This is a genomic window from Metapseudomonas boanensis, from assembly GCF_018704125.1.
Classification (GTDB): Bacteria; Pseudomonadota; Gammaproteobacteria; order Pseudomonadales; family Pseudomonadaceae; genus Metapseudomonas; species Metapseudomonas boanensis.
In genome coordinates, this window is record NZ_JAGTIS010000015.1 from 1 (window position 1) to 20,249 (window position 20,249).

Sequence of the window (20,249 nt, forward strand, 5' to 3'; positions counted from 1 at the left end):
GGGGCATCAACGCCTTCGACCAGTGGGGCGTCGAACTGGGCAAGGAGCTGGGCAAGGGTGTCTACTCGCGGCTGGTCGGCCAGGAAGACGCGGCCGCCGAAGATGGCTCGACCCAGGGCCTGATCGACTTTTTCCGCGCCCGCCATCGCGGCTGAGGCTCTCGGCAAAAGCATCTTGCTCGCAGAAGACACTGCGCGTGTCTTCTTCGCGAGCAAGCTCGCTCCTCCGCACCGGAAGCCCCCTCTGAATCCTCGAAGAGCCATGAACGACCAGTCATCTCTTGAACCCGGCCATGGCTTGGAGGCACCCTAGCGGCTATCTCGGCTAAACAACAACAAGGACCCGCCATGTACGAGATCAGCCTTCACCCCGTGCCTGAGGCCGTGCGCAAGCACGCGCTGCTCGACAACGACGCCTACCTGCGCCTTTATCAGCAATCGGTCGAGCAGCCCGATGCGTTCTGGAGCGAACAGGCCACCAGCTTCCTGACCTGGTTCAAACCCTGGGACCAGGTACACCGCAGTGACCTGAAGAAGGGCGAGGCCGAGTGGTTCAAGGGCGGCAAACTGAACGTCGCCTACAACTGCATCGACCGGCATCTGGAGCAACGCGGCGATCAGGTGGCCATCATCTGGGAAGGTGACAATCCTGCTGAATCGGCGAACATCACCTATCGCAAGCTGCATCACCATGTCAGCCGTCTGGCCAATGTGCTGAAGAGCCGTGGCGTGCAGAAAGGCGACCGGGTCTGCATCTACATGCCGATGATTCCCGAAGCGGCCTACGCCATGCTTGCCTGCGCGCGCATCGGTGCCGTCCATTCCGTGGTATTCGGCGGCTTCTCCCCGGACGCCCTGCGTGACCGCATCCTCGATGCCGATTGCCGCACGGTGATCACCGCAGACGAAGGCGTGCGCGGCGGCAAATACGTACCGCTCAAACAGAACGTCGACAAGGCCCTCAAGGACTGCCCGAAGGTCGCCACAGTAGTGGTGGTCGAGCGCACCCAGGGCGAGATCGCCTGGGTCGAAGGACGTGACCTTTGGTACCACGAGGCCCTGCGCGAGGCCAGCGAGGATTGTGCCCCCGAGTGGATGGACGCCGAAGACCCACTGTTCATCCTCTACACCTCCGGCTCCACCGGCAAGCCCAAGGGAGTCCTGCATACCACGGGTGGCTATCTTCTGGGCGCCGCCATGACCCACAAATACGTGTTCGACTACCACGACGGCGACATCTACTGGTGCACCGCGGACGTGGGCTGGGTCACCGGCCACAGCTACATCGTCTACGGACCTCTGGCCAACGGCGGCACAACGCTAGTGTTCGAGGGCGTGCCCAACTACCCGGATGCGTCGCGCTTCTGGCAGGTAATCGACAAGCATCAAGTGAACATCTTCTACACCGCGCCCACTGCGATCCGCGCGCTCATGCGCGAAGGCGAGGAACCGGTGCGCAAAACCTCGCGCAGCAGCCTGCGCCTGCTCGGCAGCGTTGGCGAGCCGATCAACCCGGAAGCCTGGGAGTGGTACTACAACGTGGTAGGCGAGAAGCGCTGCCCGATCGTCGATACCTGGTGGCAGACCGAAACCGGCAGCATTCTGATCACTCCGCTGCCCGGCGCGACAATGCTCAAGCCTGGCTCTGCGACTCGCCCCTTTTTTGGAGTCCAGCCTGTGCTGCTCGACGAGAAAGGCCACGAGATCGACGGCCCAGGCTCTGGTGTACTGGCGATCAAGGCCAGCTGGCCGAGCCAGATCCGCAGCGTCTACGGTGATCACAAGCGCATGATCGACACCTATTTCTCGGCCTACCCCGGCTACTACTTCACCGGTGACGGCGCCCGCCGCGACGAGGACGGTTATTACTGGATCACCGGACGCGTCGACGATGTGATCAACGTCTCCGGCCATCGCATCGGCACTGCCGAGGTCGAGAGCGCGCTGGTACTTCACGATGCCGTGGCCGAAGCTGCAGTTGTGGGCTATCCGCACGACCTCAAGGGCCAGGGCATCTACGCCTTCGTCACGCCGATGAAGGGGCTGGAACCCAGCGAGGAGCTGAAGAAGGAACTGCTGGCCCTGGTCAGCAAGGAGATTGGCAGCTTCGCCAAACCGGAACTGATCCAGTGGGCACCAGGTCTGCCAAAAACTCGCTCCGGCAAGATCATGCGTCGAATTCTGCGCAAGATCGCCTGCAACGAACTGGATAACCTGGGCGATACCTCGACTCTGGCCGACCCTTCCGTGGTGCAGAGCCTGATCGATAAACGCCTTAATCAGTAAGGCCACGCACGCCGGCCCCGAGACTGCAGCCCGGAGCCGGCATCACAACCGACCTAAGCGCCTCATGGACCTCATCCGCCGCCGCATCGAATCCCAGGTCATCGGTCTCACCGGGCTTGCCCTGGGCCAGATCGACTTCGAAACGCCCAAGGGCGATCCCGGCCTGTTCGGGCCTGACTCCGCCTGCTGGAGGGTTCACGGCGACTTCACCTCGATGCTCATCGGTGGCATCAGTGCCCTGCTGCTGCAGGCCCTACACCCCCTGGCACTGGCAGGTGTCTGGGACCACTCAAACTTCCGCCAGGACCTACTCGGCCGTCTGCGCCGCACCGGCCAATTCATCTCGGGCACCACCTATGGCACGCGCCGAGACGCTGACTGGCTGATCGATAAAGTCCGCACCATCCACCTGCAAGTGGCGGGACACGCTCCTGACGGCCGCCCCTACGCTGCCAGCGACCCTGACCTTCTGACCTGGGTCCACGTGGCCGAAGTCAGCAGCTTTCTGAAAGCACACCTGCGCTACCTCAACCCACAGCTCCCGGGTGAAGAGCAGGACCGCTATTACGCCGAAATCGCCCTGGTCGCCGAGCGACTCGGCGCACGGGACGTGCCGCGCTCACGCCAGGCCGTGGCGGAATACCTCGACGCGATGCGCCCACAATTGAGGTGTGATGAACGCAGCCAGGAAATCGTCCGGGTCCTGCTGGCCGCGCCCGCTCCCAGCGCCCTCGCCAAACCCTTTGGCTGGCTGATGTTGCGCGCCGGCATCGAACTGCTTCCAGACTGGGCCAGTACGCTGCTGGAACTCCAGCAATCGCCGTGGCAGCGTCGACTGATCCACCACGGCGTGAACCAGATCGCCCCGATCCTGCGTTGGGCTGTGCGCAATGGCGCGGTCCACCGCGCTCGTCGGCGCATGGGCCTTCCGGCTCGTTGAGGTTGGTCCGGCCCTTATCGCTGTGCGACCATTGAGTCCTTCGCGGTCAATGTTCGACCGTTTTCCATCGCAGTGAGGACCGTTTCATGCGTGAAGTCGTTATCGTCGCCGCCACCCGCACCGCCATTGGCAGCTTTCAGGGCGCCCTGGCCACTATCCCCGCCCCCGAATTGGGCGCTGCGGTGATCCGCCAGCTACTGGCACAGACTGGCCTGGACGGTGCCGAGGTAGACGAAGTGATCCTCGGCCAGACACTCACCGCAGGCTCCGGGCAAAACCCGGCACGCCAGGCGGCGATCTTCGCCGGCCTGCCCCATGCGGTGCCAGCGATGACCCTGAACAAAGTCTGCGGATCCGGCCTCAAGGCCCTGCACCTGGCCGCCCAGGCCATCCGCTGCGGCGACGCGGAAGTGATCATTGCCGGTGGCCAGGAGAACATGAGCCTGGCTCCGTACGTGATGCCTGGTGCTCGCACCGGCTTGCGCATGGGGCACGCCAAGCTGATCGACACCATGATCCATGACGGCCTGTGGGACGCCTTCAACGACTATCACATGGGGACCACTGCCGAGAACCTGGTGGAGAAATATGGCATCACCCGCGAGGCCCAGGATGCCTTCGCCGCAGCCTCGCAGCAGAAGGCGGTGGCCGCCATTGAAGCGGGTCGCTTCCAGGACGAGATCACCCCGATCATGATCCCGCAGCGCAAGGGTGACTCCATTGCCTTCGCCACTGACGAAAATCCGCGTGCCGGCACCACCGCTGAAGCACTGGCCAAGTTGAAGCCGGCCTTCAAGAAGGACGGCAGCGTCACCGCCGGCAACGCCTCCAGCCTGAACGACGGCGCTGCCGCCGTGCTGCTGATGAGCGCCGAGAAGGCCAAGGCACTGGGCCTGCCAGTGCTAGCGCGCATCGCCGGCTACGCCAATGCCGGTGTCGACCCGGCGATCATGGGCATCGGCCCGGTGTCCGCCACCCGCCGGTGCCTGGAAAAGGCCGGCTGGAGCCTCGAGCAACTGGATCTGATCGAAGCAAACGAAGCGTTCGCCGCCCAGGCATTGTCGGTGGGCCAGGAACTGGGCTGGAACTCGGCCAAGGTCAATGTCAACGGTGGTGCGATTGCCCTGGGTCACCCGATCGGGGCGTCGGGCTGCCGCATTCTGGTGACGCTGCTGCACGAGATGATCAAGCGTGATGCCAAGAAGGGTTTGGCAACGCTGTGCATCGGTGGGGGCCAGGGCGTGGCGCTGGCGATCGAGCGTTGATTGCGATGTTATAGGTGAGGATGCCGACCCTTGGGTCGGCGCTTTTGTAGGTGCACCAGCTACCCTCAGCCCCAGACTGATAGACTACCCACCCCTTCAACGAGACGTCGCGCATGCCCTCCTCTCTCGACCAGGCGCTGCGCGCCGCCCTTCTATCCCGCCAAGCGCTGCTGGCCGAACTCCACCAGCAAGGTACCGATTGCTACCGCCTGTTCCACGGCAGCCAGGAAGGCGCGGCCGGGCTCACAGTCGATCGCTACGGCCCCCAGTTGCTGGTGCAAAGTTTCCATGAGACGCTGGAGCGCGAAGCGCTGTTGGGCTTGGCCGACCTGATCAATAAGACCCTCGATCAACAACTGCTGCTGGTCTACAACGACCGCTCCCAAGGCAATTCCCGAGTCGACCGCCGCGACCCCATCTACCAAGCGGAACCTGCTGCGCTGGAGGACCTGGTCGGGCACGAATGGGGCCTGAAGTACCGTGTGCGTGGGCGCCACGCCGGTCAGGATCCATTGCTGTTTCTCGACCTGCGCAATGCCCGTGGCTGGGTGCGCCAGAACAGCGCAGACAAGTCGGTGCTCAACCTCTTCGCCTACACCTGCGGCGTCGGTCTCTGCGCAGCGGCTGGTGGCGCGCGGGAAGTCTGGAACCTGGATTTCGCAGAAGGCAACCTGGCGGTCGGTCGTGAGAATGCGGCGCTGAATCCCGAGCTGGCGCCCATGCGCTTCCTGCAGTCCGACTACTTCCCCGCCATTCGCCAGCTGGCCGGGCTGCCCATTGCGCGGCGCCATGGCCAGCGCCTGCCCAGCTACCCAAGACTGGAGCAACGGCACTTCGACCTGGTATTTCTCGACCCGCCCGCCTGGGCCAAGAGTGCCTTTGGCACCGTGGACCTGCAACGTGACTACCAGAGCCTGCTCAAACCTGCCCTGCTGGCCACCGCCGAGGGGGGCACCCTGGTCTGCAACAACAACCTGGCGAAGGTCGACCTGGAAGGCTGGCGAGAGCAGGTGCTGCGCTGTGCCAGCAAGCTGGGTCGGCCGGTACGTGACTGGCAGGTACTGACGCCGGCAGGCGACTTTCCATCCCTGGACGCCCGCCCGCCCCTGAAGACCCTGGTGCTGAACTTCTGATCAGGAGAACCACCACTCAAACGCTCCTACTGCAACGAGCGGAACCTTGAGGCCGTGCCATAATCCAACGCATCTTTGCCGGGATAGATGGCGCCTCACCATGTACAAAGGACTGAAACGCGCTGTTTGCGCCTTGTTGATCGTCGTTGCACTTTATAGCCTGCTTGGCTTTCTGATCATTCCGGGTATCGCCCTACGGGTGGCCAACCAGCAACTGGCCCAATACGCCACGGTGCCGGCACGGTTGGAGCGTATCCAGTTCAACCCTTATAGCCTGGAGCTGAACCTCTGGAGCCTGCGCATTGGCGAGCAGGACGCCGAACAGGCAGGCTTCCAGCGCCTCTACGCCAACGTTGAGCTGGACAGCCTGTGGACTGGCGCCCTGCACCTCGCGGACGTCGAGCTCGAAAAATCCACCACCGAGGTGCTGTTCGCGAAGGACGGCACCCTCAACCTGGCGCAACTGTTCAAGGTGCCGCCCAGCGAGCCAAAGCCGGCGGCCCCTGCCAGCGGGCCGTTCCCTCTGCGTATCGACCGCATCGAACTGATCGAAGGTGGCCTGCACTTTGAGGACCTGCGCCCGAGCGAAGCCATAGAATTCGTCTACGACTCGCTCAACCTTGAACTGCGCAATCTCAGCACCCTCCCGGACGACTCTGCCGAGATGTCGCTGGTGGCGACCGGTCCCCACGGCGGTCGTATCGACTGGCAAGGCCAGGTCAGCCTGGTGCCACTCACCTCCAGCGGCCAACTGAAGATCACCGATGGCAAGTTGAAAGGCATCTGGCCCTACGTTCGCGACGCCGTACCCCTGGTCCTCGAGAATGGTGTAGTCAGCCTGTCCGGTGATTATCGCTTGAGCCTGGCGGAAGGCACCCAGCTCAACCTGGACAACATCTGGATCAAGATCGCTCCGTTTGCCATCAAGGCCCCCGATAATCGGCCGTTGGTGCGCCTGGATGAGCTGGAGGTCAGTGAAACCTCGCTGGACCTTGCCAAGCAGGAGGTAGTGGTCGGCAAGGTCCGCAGCCAGAACCTGGAAACCTGGGCAGCCCGCGAAGCTGATGGCCAACTCGACTGGCAGAAGCTCTTCGCCGGACAACCCAAACCTGCGGCAAATGCCGAGGAGAAGCCCGCAGCGGGAACCGCTGAACAAGCCACCAAGGTCGCGGACTCTCCCGCCAAGCCCTGGGTTGTCGTACTGCGCGATACGCAGCTGCGCGGCTACAAGGTCCACCTCGCGGACCGCGTCCCCAAGAAGGCCGTTGAGCTGGATGTAGGCCCGCTGAACCTGGACATCAAGGACTTCGACAGCCGCGGCGAATCTCCCTTCAACCTGAGCCTGGATACCGGTCTAGGCAAGCAGGGCAAGCTACAGGCCGTCGGTCAGGCCCAGCTCAAGCCGACCACCGCGAAGCTGCAAGTACAAACCCGGGATATCGACCTGCGTCTGGCGCAAGCCTACATGGAGCCCTTCGTACGCCTCGAACTGCGCAGCGGCATGCTGGACAGCGATCTCGAGGTTAGCCTGAAGGGCACCGAGCCCTTGGCTCTCGGCGTCACCGGTCGTGCCCTGGTCAACCAATTGCACACGCTGGATACGCTCAAGGAGCGCGATTTCGTCAGATGGCAGCAGCTTCTGGTCGAAGGTCTGGACTACCAGCACGGCGACACCCTCAGCATCGCCACGGTAAGCCTCAACCAACCCTACGCACGCTTCATCATCAACGAAGACCTCACCACCAACGTCAACGACCTGATGATTCCACAGCCCTCCCAGCCAACACCGGCCCAGGCCGAACCTGCTGGCAAGCCGCTGGGCATCCACATCGGCGCCATCAACATCAAGGAGGGTTCCGCCAACTTCGCCGACTTCAGCCTGACCCCGAACTTCGCAACCGCTATCCAGCAGCTCAACGGTGAAATAGGCACCCTCGATAGCCGAAAACCTGAGCCAGCCAAGGTGCAGGTGGCAGGCAAGGTCGACCGTTATGCCCCGGTCACCATCAAAGGCAGCGTGAACCCCTTCAACCCACTCGACAGCCTGGACATAGCCACCAGCTTCAAGCGCGTAGAACTGACCACCCTGACGCCCTACTCCGGCAAGTTCGCCGGCTACCGCATTCGCAAGGGCCGCCTGAATCTGGATCTTCATTACCGGATCAAGCAAGGCCAGCTGAACGCGGACAATCACCTGGTCCTCGAGCAATTGCAGTTGGGAGAACAAGTCAGCAGCCCGGATGCGGTAGACCTCCCCATCCGCCTGGCCGTGGCTCTGCTGAAGGACGCCGAAGGCAAAATCGACATCGAGCTTCCGGTAGCTGGCAACCTCAATGACCCTCAATTCAGCGTGGCTCCCATCATCTGGCAGACCCTGCGCAATCTGATCCTGCGTGCAGTCCAGGCGCCCTTCAAGTTCGTTGCGGGCCTAGTCGAGGGCGGTACTGAGGAACTTGGCCAGGTTCCCTTCAACGCAGGTAGCAGCGAACTGGAGAGCGATGCCCAACGCAACCTCGATACCCTGGCCAATGCACTCAAGGAACGCCCGGCCCTGCGCCTGGAGATCGAAGGCCTCAGTGCCAAGGCTGCGGATGGGCCTCTGCTGGCCGAACAGCGCCTGGAGCGCGAATACCAGAGCACCTACTACAAGATTGCTCAACGGCGCGGTGACAAGGTGCCGGCAGAAGCCAAGCAGATCGAAGTCCCGGATGACGAGAAGGCCCCCATGCTGGAAGGCATCTACCGCAGCCGACTGAAACAACAGCCGCCGACCGAATGGGCTGAACTGGACGGCGAGCAGCGTGCCGCCAAGCTTCAAGAAGCAGTGCTGGCCAACTGGGCGCAGAGTGACCTCCTGTTGCGCCAACTGGCCCAGGCTCGCGCGGCCAGCATCAAGGATTACCTGGTGGACCGTGGCGGCCTGGCCGATGAGCGGGTATACCTGCTGGATGTCAGCATCGGCGAGGCCGACCCGAGCGGTAAGGTCGTGACTCCGCTGCACCTGGGAAGTGAATAGTACGCCCATGCGCAAGCTGCCGGCCGCCCTTTGCCTTCTAGCCCTGGCCACTTCCGCCGGGGCCGAGACCATGCGCTGTGGCAGCAAGCTGGTGAGTGTTGGCGACCGTAGCTTCGAGGTCTTGCAGAAATGCGGGGAGCCCGTCAGCCGCGATCTGATCGGATACACGCTGGGTTCATATGACCAGCGCGATTACAAGATCGAGGAGTGGGTGTACGGCCCCAACAATGGCATGTTCCGCATCCTCACCTTCGAGGGTAATCGACTGAAAAGCATCGAGACCCGCCGCGACCACTGACGGGGCCTTGGCTCGGGTGTAGGCTGTGCCCATCACTCGATTCCAGGACCACCTCGTGCACCCCCGACTCCTGCTTAGCCTGTCTCTACTCCTTGTGCTGAGTAACACCGAAGCGTCCTCCACCCTGCGCTGCAACAGCGGCCTGATCAGCGTCGATGACACCGTCGGTGAAGTTCTGGAAAAGTGCGGCGAACCGGCTAGCCGCAGTGACCTCGGCTACAAGGAGGTGGTTGACGAGTACCGCCAGCGCAGTGAAGTTCGGGTCGAGGAATGGGTCTACGGACCACGCAACGGCATGTACCAATTCCTCCGGTTCGAGGGTAACCGCCTGCGCAACATCGATAGCAAGCGCAACTGACACGACTGAACGCTCGAGAACTCCAAGCCCGACTGATTAGCGGGGCTTGGAGTTTGCAGATGGCGGAGTGACCCGCCACACTATGGTTATCCCAGGCTATCAATTGGCCGACTTGAGGCCATCGGCGGATACAGCCATCACGCCTTTGATTCCCTTGGCCGTTGTGATCGCCAACTCACGCTCGGCATCACTCTTGACCATACCGGACAAGGAAACGACGCCCTTGTTGGTTTCCACCTTAATGTCCAGGGCACTGAGGTTCTTGTCAGCCAGGAAGCTGGATTTGACCTTGCTGGTGATCCAGGTGTCGGACACCGCCTCTTCCGCCTTCTGCACAGTCTCACTCGCCGCAAGCATGATCGGCTGGGAGGCTGTCTCGGCGAAGGCACCGGATGCGAACGGGAGGCTCAGGGCAGCGGCAGTGACAGCGGCAAAGGTCCACTTGTTGAAAGACTGTTTCATGAGGCGCTTCTCCTCTTCTACTCCACAACGTCTGCAGCAGCTTCCTCCTGCAGGGTTACGAAAAAGACGGCAACTCCTGTGCCACCCGGGTGGGAAAGAAAAACACCATATGAATCATTGTATTAGGGAAACGAGCATCTAGCCTCGAACAGGCACTCTGCACGTTTGGACAAGTACCGTCGTGCAGTCTGCACGACGACCCACTGCTCACCGCCCCTCAGATCCAATCTGCCCGGGTCACCTGGGTGCTAATCGCTGGACAAAAAAAGAGGGCCCACAAGGGGCCCTCTTCTCATTTCGCAAAGCGAGTCGTCGATCAGACGCCCGAAGCCTCGGCAGCTTCTACGTCCTTCATCGACAGCTTGATGCGACCACGGTTGTCGACGTCCAGAACCAGGACTTTGACTTCCTGGCCTTCCTGCAGCACGTCGGTAACCTTGTCGATGCGCTTGTCGCTGATTTGCGAGATGTGCACCAGGCCGTCCTTGCCAGGCAGAATGTTGACGAAGGCACCGAAGTCAACGATGCGCTCAACCTTGCCGACGTAGACCTTGCCGATCTCAGCTTCCGCGGTGATGGCCAGAACGCGCTGTTTGGCAGCCTCGGCCGCTTCCTTGGTCTCGCCGAAGATCTTCACGCTGCCATCGTCTTCGATGTCGATCGAAGCTTTGGTCTCTTCGCAGATGCTGCGAATCGTGGCGCCGCCCTTACCGATGACGTCACGGATCTTGTCCGTGTCGATCTTCATCGCCAGCATGGTCGGTGCGTTGGCCGACAGCTCGCTGCGGGACTGGGAAATGACCTGGTTCATCTGACCGAGAATGTTCAGGCGCGCTTCAAGCGCCTGGTTCAGGGCGATTTCCATGATCTCTTCGGTGATGCCATTGATCTTGATGTCCATCTGCAGCGCGGTCACGCCTTTGGCGGTACCGGCTACTTTGAAGTCCATGTCGCCCAGGTGGTCTTCGTCACCCAGGATGTCGGTCAGGACGGCGAACTTGTCACCTTCCTTCACCAGACCCATGGCGATACCGGCAACCGGAGCCTTCATCGGCACGCCCGCATCCATCAGCGCCAGGGAAGCACCGCAGACCGAAGCCATGGAGCTGGAACCGTTGGACTCGGTGATTTCGGAAACCACGCGAATGGTGTAAGGGAACTCGTCACCGGTCGGCAGCATCGCCTGAACGCCACGACGGGCCAGACGGCCGTGGCCGATTTCGCGGCGACCAGCGCTGCCCATACGACCGCACTCACCGACCGAGAAGGGCGGGAAGTTGTAGTGCAGCATGAAGGGGTCCTTGCGCTCGCCTTCCAGGGTGTCCAGCAGCTGCGCGTCACGGGCGGTACCGAGGGTCGCAACGACCAGGGCCTGGGTTTCGCCACGGGTGAACAGAGCGGAACCATGGGTCTTGTCGAGCACACCGACTTCCACTTTCAGCGGACGCACGGTGCGGGTGTCACGGCCGTCGATACGCGGCTTGCCGTTGACGATGTTCTCGCGGACGGTGCGGTATTCCAGCAGACCGAATGCGTCCTTGACCTCGCCAGTTGGGAACTGACCGTCTTGCTCGCCAGCGAAGCGGGCAATGACCTGGTCACGCAGCTCGTCGAGGCGGTTGTAACGGTCCTGCTTGATGGTGATGGTGTAAGCCTGGGAGATGGCTTCGCCGAACTCGGCCTTGATGGCGCTGAGCAGGGCAGTGTTCTCCACTGGAGCGGACCAGTTCCAGGTCGGCTTGCCAGCTTCGGCAGCGAATTCCTTGACCGCCTTGATCACGGACTGGAATTCCTGATGAGCAAAGAGCACAGCGCCGAGCATCTGGTCTTCGGTCAGTTCCTGGGCTTCGGATTCCACCATCAGAACCGCGTCTTCGGTACCAGCAACGACCATGTCCAGGCTGGAGGCCTTGAGCTGCTCGTAGTTCGGGTTCAGCAGGTAGCCGGTCTCTTCGTGGAAGGCCACGCGAGCGGCACCGATCGGGCCACTGAACGGGATGCCGGAGATAGCCAGGGCAGCAGAGGTACCGATCATGGCGGCGATGTCCGGATCGGTCTTCTTGTTGGTGGAAAGCACGGTGCAGATGACCTGCACTTCATTCAGGAAGCCTTCCGGAAACAGCGGGCGGATCGGACGGTCGATCAGGCGCGAGGTCAGGGTCTCTTTCTCGGAAGGACGGCCTTCACGCTTGAAGAAACCGCCGGGAATGCGGCCGGCCGCGTAAGTTTTTTCCTGGTAGTGGACGGACAGCGGGAAGAAGCCCTTGCCCGGGTCGGCCTGCTTGGCGCCAACGACGGTGACCAGCACGGTCACTTCGTCCATGGAGACCAGGACTGCGCCACTGGCCTGACGGGCCACACGGCCGGTCTCGAGGGTTACGGTCGATTGACCGAACTGGAACTGTTTGATTACCGGGTTCACGGTGTATTTACCTTCTCTTTGTTGCCTTGGGGGAAATTGTAGGAATGAGGGGAGTCGGACCCGATTCAATCCCTAAAAAAGCATGAAGCTGGAAAGCCGAAAGCTGGAACGATGTCCAGCTTCCGGCTTCCAGCTTCATGCTCGTCTGTGTCGCTTAACGACGCAGACCCAGACGACCGATCAGGGCGCTGTAACGAGTGGTGTCCTTACCCTTCAGGTAGTCCAGCAGCTTGCGGCGCTGGTTGACCATGCGGATCAGACCACGACGGGAGTGGTGGTCTTTGCCGTTGGCCTTGAAGTGATCCTGCAGCTTGTTGATGTTGGCGGTCAGCAGGGCAACCTGCACTTCCGGAGAACCGGTATCGCCTTCAGCTTGCTTGTACTCGTTAACGATCTGGGCTTTTTCTGCAACGCTCAGTGCCATGATGGGCTTCCTCTGAGGTAATAGGCCGGGACCTTTGCCCCGTGTTTAAAAAAGAGGATTGACCGTGCCTACTAACAGCCATCCTCGGTTCGGTCATTCCGACCGAATCAGTCGACGCGGCGCTACGCGCCCATCGTCGCTCACTTCACCGATACCGATGAAGCGACCGGTATGATCCTGCACCCGCATCATGCCGAACTTCGGCGCCTCCGGTGCTCGCACCGGCTGACCATGCAACCAGTAATAAGCACTGTGCTCGGTCAGCTGGATCAGCGGCCAGTGTTCAAGGCCACTGTCGACCGGCAGGAGAAACTGATCCAGCGCCTCGCTACCACCTTCAGCATGAGCCTTTTCCAACGCCTCCAGGCTGATTGCCTGGGCAAGCACAAAGGGGCCGGCCTGGGTACGCCGCAGTTCTGCGACGTGGGCGCCACACCCCAACACCTGGCCGAGATCCTCGACCAAGGTACGGATATAGGTACCTTTGCTACATGCCACAGCAAGACGCGCCTGGCCATTCTCGAAGGCCAGCAAATCCAAGCGCGCAATAGTAACAGAACGCGCCTCGCGCTCCACTACTTCCCCTGCACGAGCCAACTTGTAGAGGGGTTGACCGTCCTTCTTCAACGCCGAGTACATCGGGGGTATCTGCTTGATTTCGCCGCGAAAACGCGGAAGCAGCGCCTCGACATCCTCACGACCAACGGTCACTTCCCGACGCTCCACAACCTCGCCTTCGGCGTCCCCCGTAGAGGTTTTCACACCTAGTTGAGCCAGGGTTTCGTAGCCTTTGTCGGCATCCAGAAGGTACTGGGAGAACTTGGTCGCCTCGCCGAAGCAAAGCGGCAGAACGCCGGTCGCCAGTGGGTCGAGGCTTCCCGTGTGCCCGGCCTTCTCTGCGTTGAGCAACCAGCGGACTTTCTGCAGCGCAGCGTTGGAGCTCATGCCGCGTGGTTTGTCGAGAATCAGCACACCGCTGACGTTACGACGGATACGTTTCACCTGGGCCACGTCGTTACTCCTCGGCGTTGCCCGGGTGCTTGCGGTCTTCTGCTACGGCGCGTTCGATCAATGCGGAAAGCTCAGCGCCGCGGCGGATGCTGGCATCGTAGTAGAAGTGCAATAGCGGCATGCTGCGCAGCTTCATGGCCTTACCCAGTTGCATGCGCAGGAAACCTGCGGCGTCCTGGAGAATATCCAGGTTGGACTTGATCTTCTCAGCATTGTCGTCCTGCCCCATCACGGTGATGAACACCTTGGCGTGGGACAGATCCCGGGTCACTTCGACCGCGGTGATGGTGACCAGGCCCAGACGCGGATCCTTGATCTCACGCTGGATCAGCAACGCCAGTTCGCGCTGCATCTGGTCGCCGATGCGTTGGGTACGGCTATATTCTTTGGCCATAAATTCGTTGCACTCATAAAAGCGGAAAGCTGGAAGCCCGAAGCTGGAAGCCGCTTATTGCTGCTTCCAACCCCAGGCCCCCAGCTTACGGATGACTCGCGATCAGAGCGTCCGCGCCACTTGGACCTTCTCGAACACTTCGATCTTGTCACCGACCTTGACGTCGTTGTAGCTCTTCACGCCGATACCGCACTCCATGCCGGCACGCACCTCGGACACGTCGTCCTTGAAGCGGCGCAGGGATTCCAGCTCGCCTTCGAAGATCACCACGTCGTCGCGCAGAACACGGATCGGACGGTTGCGGTGCACCATGCCCTCGAGGACCATGCAGCCGGCGACCGCACCGAACTTCGGCGAACGGAACACATCGCGGACCTCGGCGATACCCAGGATGTTCTCTCGGACTTCGCTGCCGAGCATGCCGGAAAGCGCTTTCTTAACGTCTTCGATGATGTCGTAGATGATGTTGTAGTAACGCAGGTCCAGACCTTCCTGCTCGACAATCTTGCGCGCACCGGCATCGGCACGCACGTTGAAGCCGAACAGCACGGCGTTGGAAGCCAGCGCCAGGTTGGCATCACTCTCGGTGATACCGCCCACACCGCCACCGACTACGCGAACTTGGACTTCCTCGTTGCCGAGGTCAGCCAAGGCGCCTTGCAGAGCCTCGAGCGAGCCGCGCACATCGGACTTGAGCACGATGTTGAGCGTCTTCTTCTCGTCCTGGCCCATGCTTTCGAAAATGTTCTCGAGCTTGGCAGACTGCTGACGAGCCAGTTTGACTTCGCGGAACTTGCCTTGACGGAACAGGGCAACTTCGCGAGCTTTCTTCTCGTCCGCAACCACGGTGAGGTCGTCACCGGCATCCGGAGTGCCATCCAGGCCGAGGATCTCGACTGGAATAGACGGACCAGCTTCTTTCACCGGCTTGCCATTCTCGTCGAGCATGGCGCGAACGCGGCCATAGTTGACGCCGCACAGAACCATGTCGCCCTGACGCAGGGTACCGTCCTGAACCAGCACAGTAGCAACCGGGCCACGACCCTTGTCCAGGCGGGACTCGACCACCACACCACGACCGGGGGCCGATGGAGTTGCCTTGAGCTCCAGTACTTCCGCCTGCAGCAGGACAGCTTCCAGGAGCTCGTCAACACCGGTACCGACCTTGGCCGACACAGGGACGAACTGGGTGTCGCCACCCCACTCTTCCGGAATCACGTCACGGCCGGCCAGATCGTTCTTGATCCGGTCCAGGTCGGCTTCAGGCTTGTCGATCTTGTTCACCGCAACGACGATCGGTACGCCGGCCGCTTTCGCATGCTGGACGGCCTCTTCGGTCTGCGGCATCACGCCGTCGTCCGCTGCCACCACAAGGATGACGATGTCGGTAGCCTTGGCACCGCGAGCACGCATGGCGGTAAACGCCGCGTGGCCGGGGGTGTCCAGGAAGGTCACCATGCCACGGTCGGTTTCGACGTGATATGCACCGATGTGCTGGGTAATACCACCGGCCTCGCCGCTGGCCACCTTGGTGCGACGGATATAGTCGAGCAGCGAAGTCTTACCGTGGTCGACGTGACCCATTACGGTCACGACCGGAGCACGAGTAAGCGCTTCACCTTCGAACTTCAGGGATTCGGCTAATTGCTCTTCCAGAGCGTTCTCGCTGACCAGCTTGACCTTGTGACCGAACTCCTCGGCAATCAGCTGGGCAGTTTCTTGATCAAGCACCTGGTTGATGGTCACCGGAGTGCCCATCTTGAACATGAACTTGACGATTTCTGCGCCCTTGACCGCCATCTGCGCGGCCAATTCGGCCACGGTGATGGTTTCGCCAATGCTGATGTCGCGCACAATCGGTCCTGTTGGGCTCTGGAACCCATGTTGGTTACGCTTCTTCAGCTTCGACTTGCCACCACGACCACCGCCGCGACGACCAAAAGCATCGCTCTCTTCTTCGGTGCTGCGCGGCGCAACGCGGGGAGCCGGAGCCTTTTCCTTCTCCTTGAGGGAAGGACGATGCTGCGCATGCTTGCGATCGCGGCGCTCATCTTCGTCGCGAGCACGCTCGGGACGACGAGGTTCTTCCTTCTTGCGCTCGACACCCGCTGCATCCGTTGCAGCACCAGGCGCCACTGTCGATGCAGCTTCAGCGGCGACAGGCGCCGCTACTACGGTCTCAACAGCTGGCTTAGCCTCCCCAACCGCCGGAGCGTGCGTCGCTTGCTTGGCACGTGCCGCCGCTTCGCGACGGGCTTCTTCCTCAGCACGCTGGCGAGCGGCTTCCTCAGCCTTCAGGCGAGCGGCCTCCTCAGCTGCACGCTGCTCCTCCAGCTCACGCTGACGCTCCGCCTCGATCTCGTCGGGGCTGCGCTTTACGTAAGTTTTTTTCTTGCGCACTTCGACACTGATGGTCTTGCTACCGGCAACTCTCAGCGTGGTAGTGGTCTTGCGCTGCAGGGTAATCTTGCGTGGCTCCTCCAGTCGCTCACCGTGGCTGCTCTTGAGATGGGCCAGCAGGGCCTGCTTCTCATTATCGGTCACCACCTGCTCGGCGCTGGTGTGCGGCAATCCCGCCTCGCGCATCTGCAGCAGCAGGCGCTCCACCGGTGTATCGACCACTTGGGCCAGTTCTTTCACCGTGACTTGCGTCATGCACTTCTCTCCTCAGGCCGCGAAACTCACTCGAACCAATGGGCTCGGGCGGCCATGATCAGCTTGCCGGCACGCTCTTCATCCATGCCGTCGATGTCGAGCAGATCGTCGATCGACTGCTCGGCCAGATCTTCGCGGTTAATTACGCCTCGTACGGCGAGTTCTACAGCCAGGTCGTTGTCCATGCCTTCCAGGGAAAGCAGGTCTTCGGCCGGCTGGGCATCCGCCAGCTTTTCTTCAGTCGCGATCGCCTTGGTCAGCAAGCGGTCCTTGGCACGAGCACGAAGCTCGTTGACGATGTCCTCGTCAAAACCGTCGATGCTGAGCATCTCTTCCATCGGAACGTAGGCAATCTCTTCCAGGCTGGTGAAACCTTCCTCGACCAGTACCTGCGCCAATTCCTCGTCGACTTCCAACTCGTCGACGAAGGCGCGCATGATGTCGCCGGTTTCGGCCTGTTGTTTGGCCTGGATATCTGCTTCGGTCATTACGTTAAGGGTCCAGCCGGTCAGCTGGCTGGCGAGACGAACATTCTGGCCACCGCGACCGATAGCCTGGGCCAGATTGTCTTCGGCGACGGCGATGTCCATCGCGTGGGCATCTTCGTCGACAATGATCGCAACCACTTCGGCCGGAGCCATGGCGTTGATCACGAACTGTGCGGGGTTGTCATCCCAAAGCACGATATCAACGCGCTCACCACCCAGCTCACCGGAAACGGCCTGTACACGGGAACCACGCATACCGATGCACGCGCCTTGGGGGTCGATACGCTTGTCCTTGGAGCGCACGGCAATCTTGGCGCGCGAGCCCGGATCACGGGAAGCGGCCATTACTTCAATCAGTTCTTCAGCGATTTCCGGCACTTCGATGCGGAACAGCTCGATCAGCATCTGCGGAGCAGTGCGGGAAAGGATCAGCTGAGGGCCACGGTTTTCGGTGCGGATTTCTTTGAGCAATGCACGCACACGGGCGCCAACCCGAAAAGTTTCGCGCGGAATGATGTCCTCGCGGGCCAACAGTGCCTCGGCATTGTTGCCCAGGTCGACGATCACGTTGTCGCGGGTAACCTTCTTCACGGTACCGGAGATGATGTCGCCCAGCTTTTCACGGTAGGCTTCAACCACCTGAGCGCGCTCGGCCTCGCGGACCTTTTGCACGATGACTTGCTTAGCAGTCTGTGCGGCAATGCGGCCGAACTCGATGGAATCGATCTTTTCCTCAACCACTTCACCGATCTTGGCACCAGGCTCTTTCTCCTGGGCCTGCTCGGCGGTCAACTCAGCCGCCGGATTCTCCAGCTCTGCCTCATCGACGACAGTCCAGCGACGGAATGTGTCGTAGTTGCCACTTTGACGATTAATCGCCACACGCAGGTCGACTTCATCTTCGTAACGCTTCTTTGTGGCGGTGGCCAGGGCAAGCTCCAACGCCTCGAAAATTACGCCAGCCGGTACGCCCTTTTCGTTGGACACCGACTCAACAACCAGCAGTACTTCTTTGCTCATCGTACGCCTCGCCTTTCGCAATCCATTGGACCCGCGGGATCCGCGTCTCAGTCAAAACGGGGAATGATGTTGGCCTTATCGATCGAGTCGATCGGCAACAGGTATTCGTGATCGTCCACAAGAACCACCACATCCTGATCCTCCACCCCGCGGAGGAGGCCCTGAAAATTGCGTCGCCCCTCATAGGGGGAGCGCAGTTTGATCTTCACCAACTCACCGGCGTGGGCCGCAAACTGCTCAATTGTAAACAGCGGACGATCCATGCCGGGCGAAGAAACTTCGAGGGTGTACTCACTGCTGATCGGGTCCTCGACGTCGAGAACGCCGCTAATCTGACGGCTGACCTTTTCGCAATCTTCGACAAGGATGCCGTTCTCGTGATCGATGTAGATCCGCAGCAATGAATGCCGACCTTGGGACAGGAACTCGATACCCCAGCACTGATATCCGAGCGCTTCGACTACCGGGGCCAACAAGGCCTGCAACTGTTCTAGCTTGCTCGACACCTGATTGCCTCTCGCATGCTGTGCAAATAAAAAATGGGCGAAACGCCCATCCCTACTAAACTCCCTGATCGAAGACCGGGGTCGACTGTCCAGCTAGCAAAAAGCCCCTAAAAAGGGGCTTAGCGACTACTGGTTGCGGGGGCTGGATTTGAACCAACGACCTTCGGGTTATGAGCCCGACGAGCTACCAGACTGCTCCACCCCGCGTCAAAGCTGGTGCGAGATTATACGGCCACGACCTAAGGCGGTCAACCGCACATCCCGCTAACTAGAAAGAAAGCCCGCATCACTGCGGGCGCTCTTGTATATGGTACCGAGGAGGGGACTCGAACCCCTACAGCCTATGGCCACTACCACCTCAAGGTAGCGTGTCTACCAATTCCACCACCTCGGCAAAAACTTGCCTTACTTCTGCTCTGGAGCCTGAGGCACTTCCGCCGCACCACCTGCCGGCTTTTGCTCTTCGAGCACCGGCACATCACTTGCCGCCGGCTTGCTTGGCTGAACCTCGAGAACTGCCGGATCCGGCAGACCAACGTTGCTCAGCGCATCAGCCTTTTCTTTAGCGAAGAACGCTAAGCCCAGACTGGTTATGAAAAAAACCGCGGCGAGTATACCAGTAACTCGACTCAAAAAGGTAGCAGAACCTTGGCTTCCGAAAACAGTCCCCGAAGCGCCAGCACCAAAAGAAGCACCAGCATCTGCACCCTTACCCTGCTGGATCAGCACCAGGCCAACAACACCCAAAGCAACCAGCAAGTGCACAACAATAACGACAGTTTCCAGCATCTCGTCAGCTTCCTGCGGCACGACAAATCGCGCCGAACTCATCCGCATTCAGGGAGGCACCACCAACGAGCCCCCCATCAATATCCGGCATGCCGAACAGGTCAGCCGCGCTGGCCGCCTTCACACTGCCGCCATACAAAATCCGCACACCACGAGCGATCTCTGCACTCTCCGCCGCCAACTGCGCACGAATGGCAGCATGAACCTCTTGCGCCTGCGCCGGTTCAGCCGTCAGACCAGTGCCTATCGCCCATACAGGCTCATAAGCCACCACCGCCTGCGAGAACGCGCCCACTCCAAGCTCTTCAATCACACTACCCAGCTGACGCCCAACAACCTCAAGCGTCTTGCCAGCTTCGCGCTCCGCCAGAGTCTCACCGACACAGAGCACCGGAACCAGACCACACGACTGAGCCGCTGCAAACTTGCGACTCACAACCTCATCGCTCTCACCAAGAACCTGACGACGCTCCGAGTGACCAACAAGCACAAGACTGCACCCAACGTCTGCCAACTGACTTGCCGCAACTTCACCGGTCAGGGCTCCCTGAGCCGGCTCTACCGCACAATTCTGCGCACCAATGGCAATCGACTTGCCATCCAGGCCTTGAACAACCTGATCAATGAACAGACAGGGCGGCATTACCGCGACTTCAACACCAGCCGGCAGCACCAATTGGCGCAAGCCCTTGATCAGCTCTGCGACGCTGGCGCGGGTACCGTGCATTTTCCAGTTACCGGCTACCAGAGGGCGGCGCATGCTTAACCTCGTCGATCAAAGTG

General features: G+C 60.9%; 18 protein-coding genes and 2 tRNA genes. 8 read left to right on the forward strand and 12 right to left on the reverse strand.

Going from position 1 to position 20,249, the window contains the following annotated elements; all coding sequences use genetic code 11:
- From J7302_RS21405 to J7302_RS21440, 8 genes are all read left to right on the forward strand, one after another.
- On the forward strand, positions 1-155 hold a 155-nt coding region (locus tag J7302_RS21405; protein WP_215379635.1), incomplete at its 5' end, for a hypothetical protein.
- Between the two features lie 192 nt (positions 156-347).
- Positions 348-2,285, forward strand: coding sequence for an acetate--CoA ligase (gene acs / locus J7302_RS21410; protein WP_215379383.1), 1,938 nt, complete (start codon positions 348-350; stop codon positions 2,283-2,285).
- 64 nt (positions 2,286-2,349) lie between these two features.
- Positions 2,350-3,225: an oxygenase MpaB family protein gene (locus J7302_RS21415; protein ID WP_215379385.1), complete on the forward strand. Its 876-nt coding sequence runs from the start codon at positions 2,350-2,352 to the stop codon at positions 3,223-3,225.
- A gap of 86 nt (positions 3,226-3,311) precedes the next feature.
- Complete coding sequence (locus J7302_RS21420) at positions 3,312-4,490, forward strand: acetyl-CoA C-acetyltransferase (RefSeq protein ID WP_215379387.1); 1,179 nt, start codon at positions 3,312-3,314, stop codon at positions 4,488-4,490.
- A gap of 113 nt (positions 4,491-4,603) precedes the next feature.
- Positions 4,604-5,623: a class I SAM-dependent rRNA methyltransferase gene (locus J7302_RS21425; RefSeq protein ID WP_215379389.1), complete on the forward strand. Its 1,020-nt coding sequence runs from the start codon at positions 4,604-4,606 to the stop codon at positions 5,621-5,623.
- Between the two features lie 100 nt (positions 5,624-5,723).
- Positions 5,724-8,639, forward strand: a complete 2,916-nt coding sequence (locus tag J7302_RS21430; protein ID WP_215379392.1) for a DUF748 domain-containing protein — start codon at positions 5,724-5,726, stop codon at positions 8,637-8,639.
- 7 nt (positions 8,640-8,646) lie between these two features.
- Positions 8,647-8,937 (forward strand): DUF2845 domain-containing protein, encoded by a 291-nt coding sequence (locus tag J7302_RS21435; RefSeq protein ID WP_215379396.1) that lies wholly within the window; start codon positions 8,647-8,649, stop codon positions 8,935-8,937.
- Between the two features lie 55 nt (positions 8,938-8,992).
- Complete coding sequence (locus tag J7302_RS21440) at positions 8,993-9,295, forward strand: DUF2845 domain-containing protein (protein WP_215379398.1); 303 nt, start codon at positions 8,993-8,995, stop codon at positions 9,293-9,295.
- Positions 9,296-9,394: 99 nt separating this feature from the next.
- Here J7302_RS21440 and J7302_RS21445 read toward each other — a convergent pair whose 3' ends face one another.
- From J7302_RS21445 to tpiA, 12 genes are all read right to left on the reverse strand, one after another.
- Entirely contained in the window at positions 9,395-9,757 is a 363-nt protein-coding gene (locus tag J7302_RS21445) for a BON domain-containing protein (protein ID WP_215379400.1), read from the reverse strand.
- Positions 9,758-10,073: 316 nt separating this feature from the next.
- A complete protein-coding gene (gene pnp / locus J7302_RS21450; protein WP_215379402.1) occupies positions 10,074-12,179 on the reverse strand; it encodes a polyribonucleotide nucleotidyltransferase in 2,106 nt (701 codons plus the stop codon).
- A 154-nt stretch (positions 12,180-12,333) separates the two neighbouring features.
- Positions 12,334-12,603: a 30S ribosomal protein S15 gene (rpsO, locus tag J7302_RS21455; protein WP_215379404.1), complete on the reverse strand. Its 270-nt coding sequence runs from the start codon at positions 12,601-12,603 to the stop codon at positions 12,334-12,336.
- Positions 12,604-12,696: 93 nt separating this feature from the next.
- Positions 12,697-13,614: a tRNA pseudouridine(55) synthase TruB gene (truB, locus tag J7302_RS21460; RefSeq protein ID WP_215379406.1), complete on the reverse strand. Its 918-nt coding sequence runs from the start codon at positions 13,612-13,614 to the stop codon at positions 12,697-12,699.
- A 4-nt stretch (positions 13,615-13,618) separates the two neighbouring features.
- Complete coding sequence (rbfA, locus tag J7302_RS21465) at positions 13,619-14,008, reverse strand: 30S ribosome-binding factor RbfA (RefSeq protein ID WP_215379408.1); 390 nt, start codon at positions 14,006-14,008, stop codon at positions 13,619-13,621.
- 102 nt (positions 14,009-14,110) lie between these two features.
- The gene (infB, locus tag J7302_RS21470; protein WP_215379410.1) at positions 14,111-16,663 is read right to left on the reverse strand and encodes a translation initiation factor IF-2; all 2,553 of its coding nucleotides are present in this window, start codon (positions 16,661-16,663) and stop codon (positions 14,111-14,113) included.
- Between the two features lie 26 nt (positions 16,664-16,689).
- Positions 16,690-18,171, reverse strand: a complete 1,482-nt coding sequence (gene nusA, locus J7302_RS21475) for a transcription termination factor NusA (RefSeq protein ID WP_215379412.1) — start codon at positions 18,169-18,171, stop codon at positions 16,690-16,692.
- 47 nt (positions 18,172-18,218) lie between these two features.
- Complete coding sequence (rimP, locus tag J7302_RS21480; RefSeq protein ID WP_215379414.1) at positions 18,219-18,677, reverse strand: ribosome maturation factor RimP; 459 nt, start codon at positions 18,675-18,677, stop codon at positions 18,219-18,221.
- 130 nt (positions 18,678-18,807) lie between these two features.
- Positions 18,808-18,884, reverse strand: a tRNA-Met gene (locus tag J7302_RS21485).
- Positions 18,885-18,985: 101 nt separating this feature from the next.
- Positions 18,986-19,071, reverse strand: a tRNA-Leu gene (locus tag J7302_RS21490).
- An 11-nt stretch (positions 19,072-19,082) separates the two neighbouring features.
- Positions 19,083-19,466 carry a preprotein translocase subunit SecG gene (secG, locus tag J7302_RS21495; RefSeq protein ID WP_215379416.1) on the reverse strand — a complete coding sequence of 128 codons (384 nt, stop codon included), beginning with the start codon at positions 19,464-19,466 and terminating at the stop codon, positions 19,083-19,085.
- A 4-nt stretch (positions 19,467-19,470) separates the two neighbouring features.
- The gene (gene tpiA / locus J7302_RS21500; RefSeq protein ID WP_215379420.1) at positions 19,471-20,226 is read right to left on the reverse strand and encodes a triose-phosphate isomerase; all 756 of its coding nucleotides are present in this window, start codon (positions 20,224-20,226) and stop codon (positions 19,471-19,473) included.
- Between the last annotated feature and the right edge of the window lie 23 nt (positions 20,227-20,249).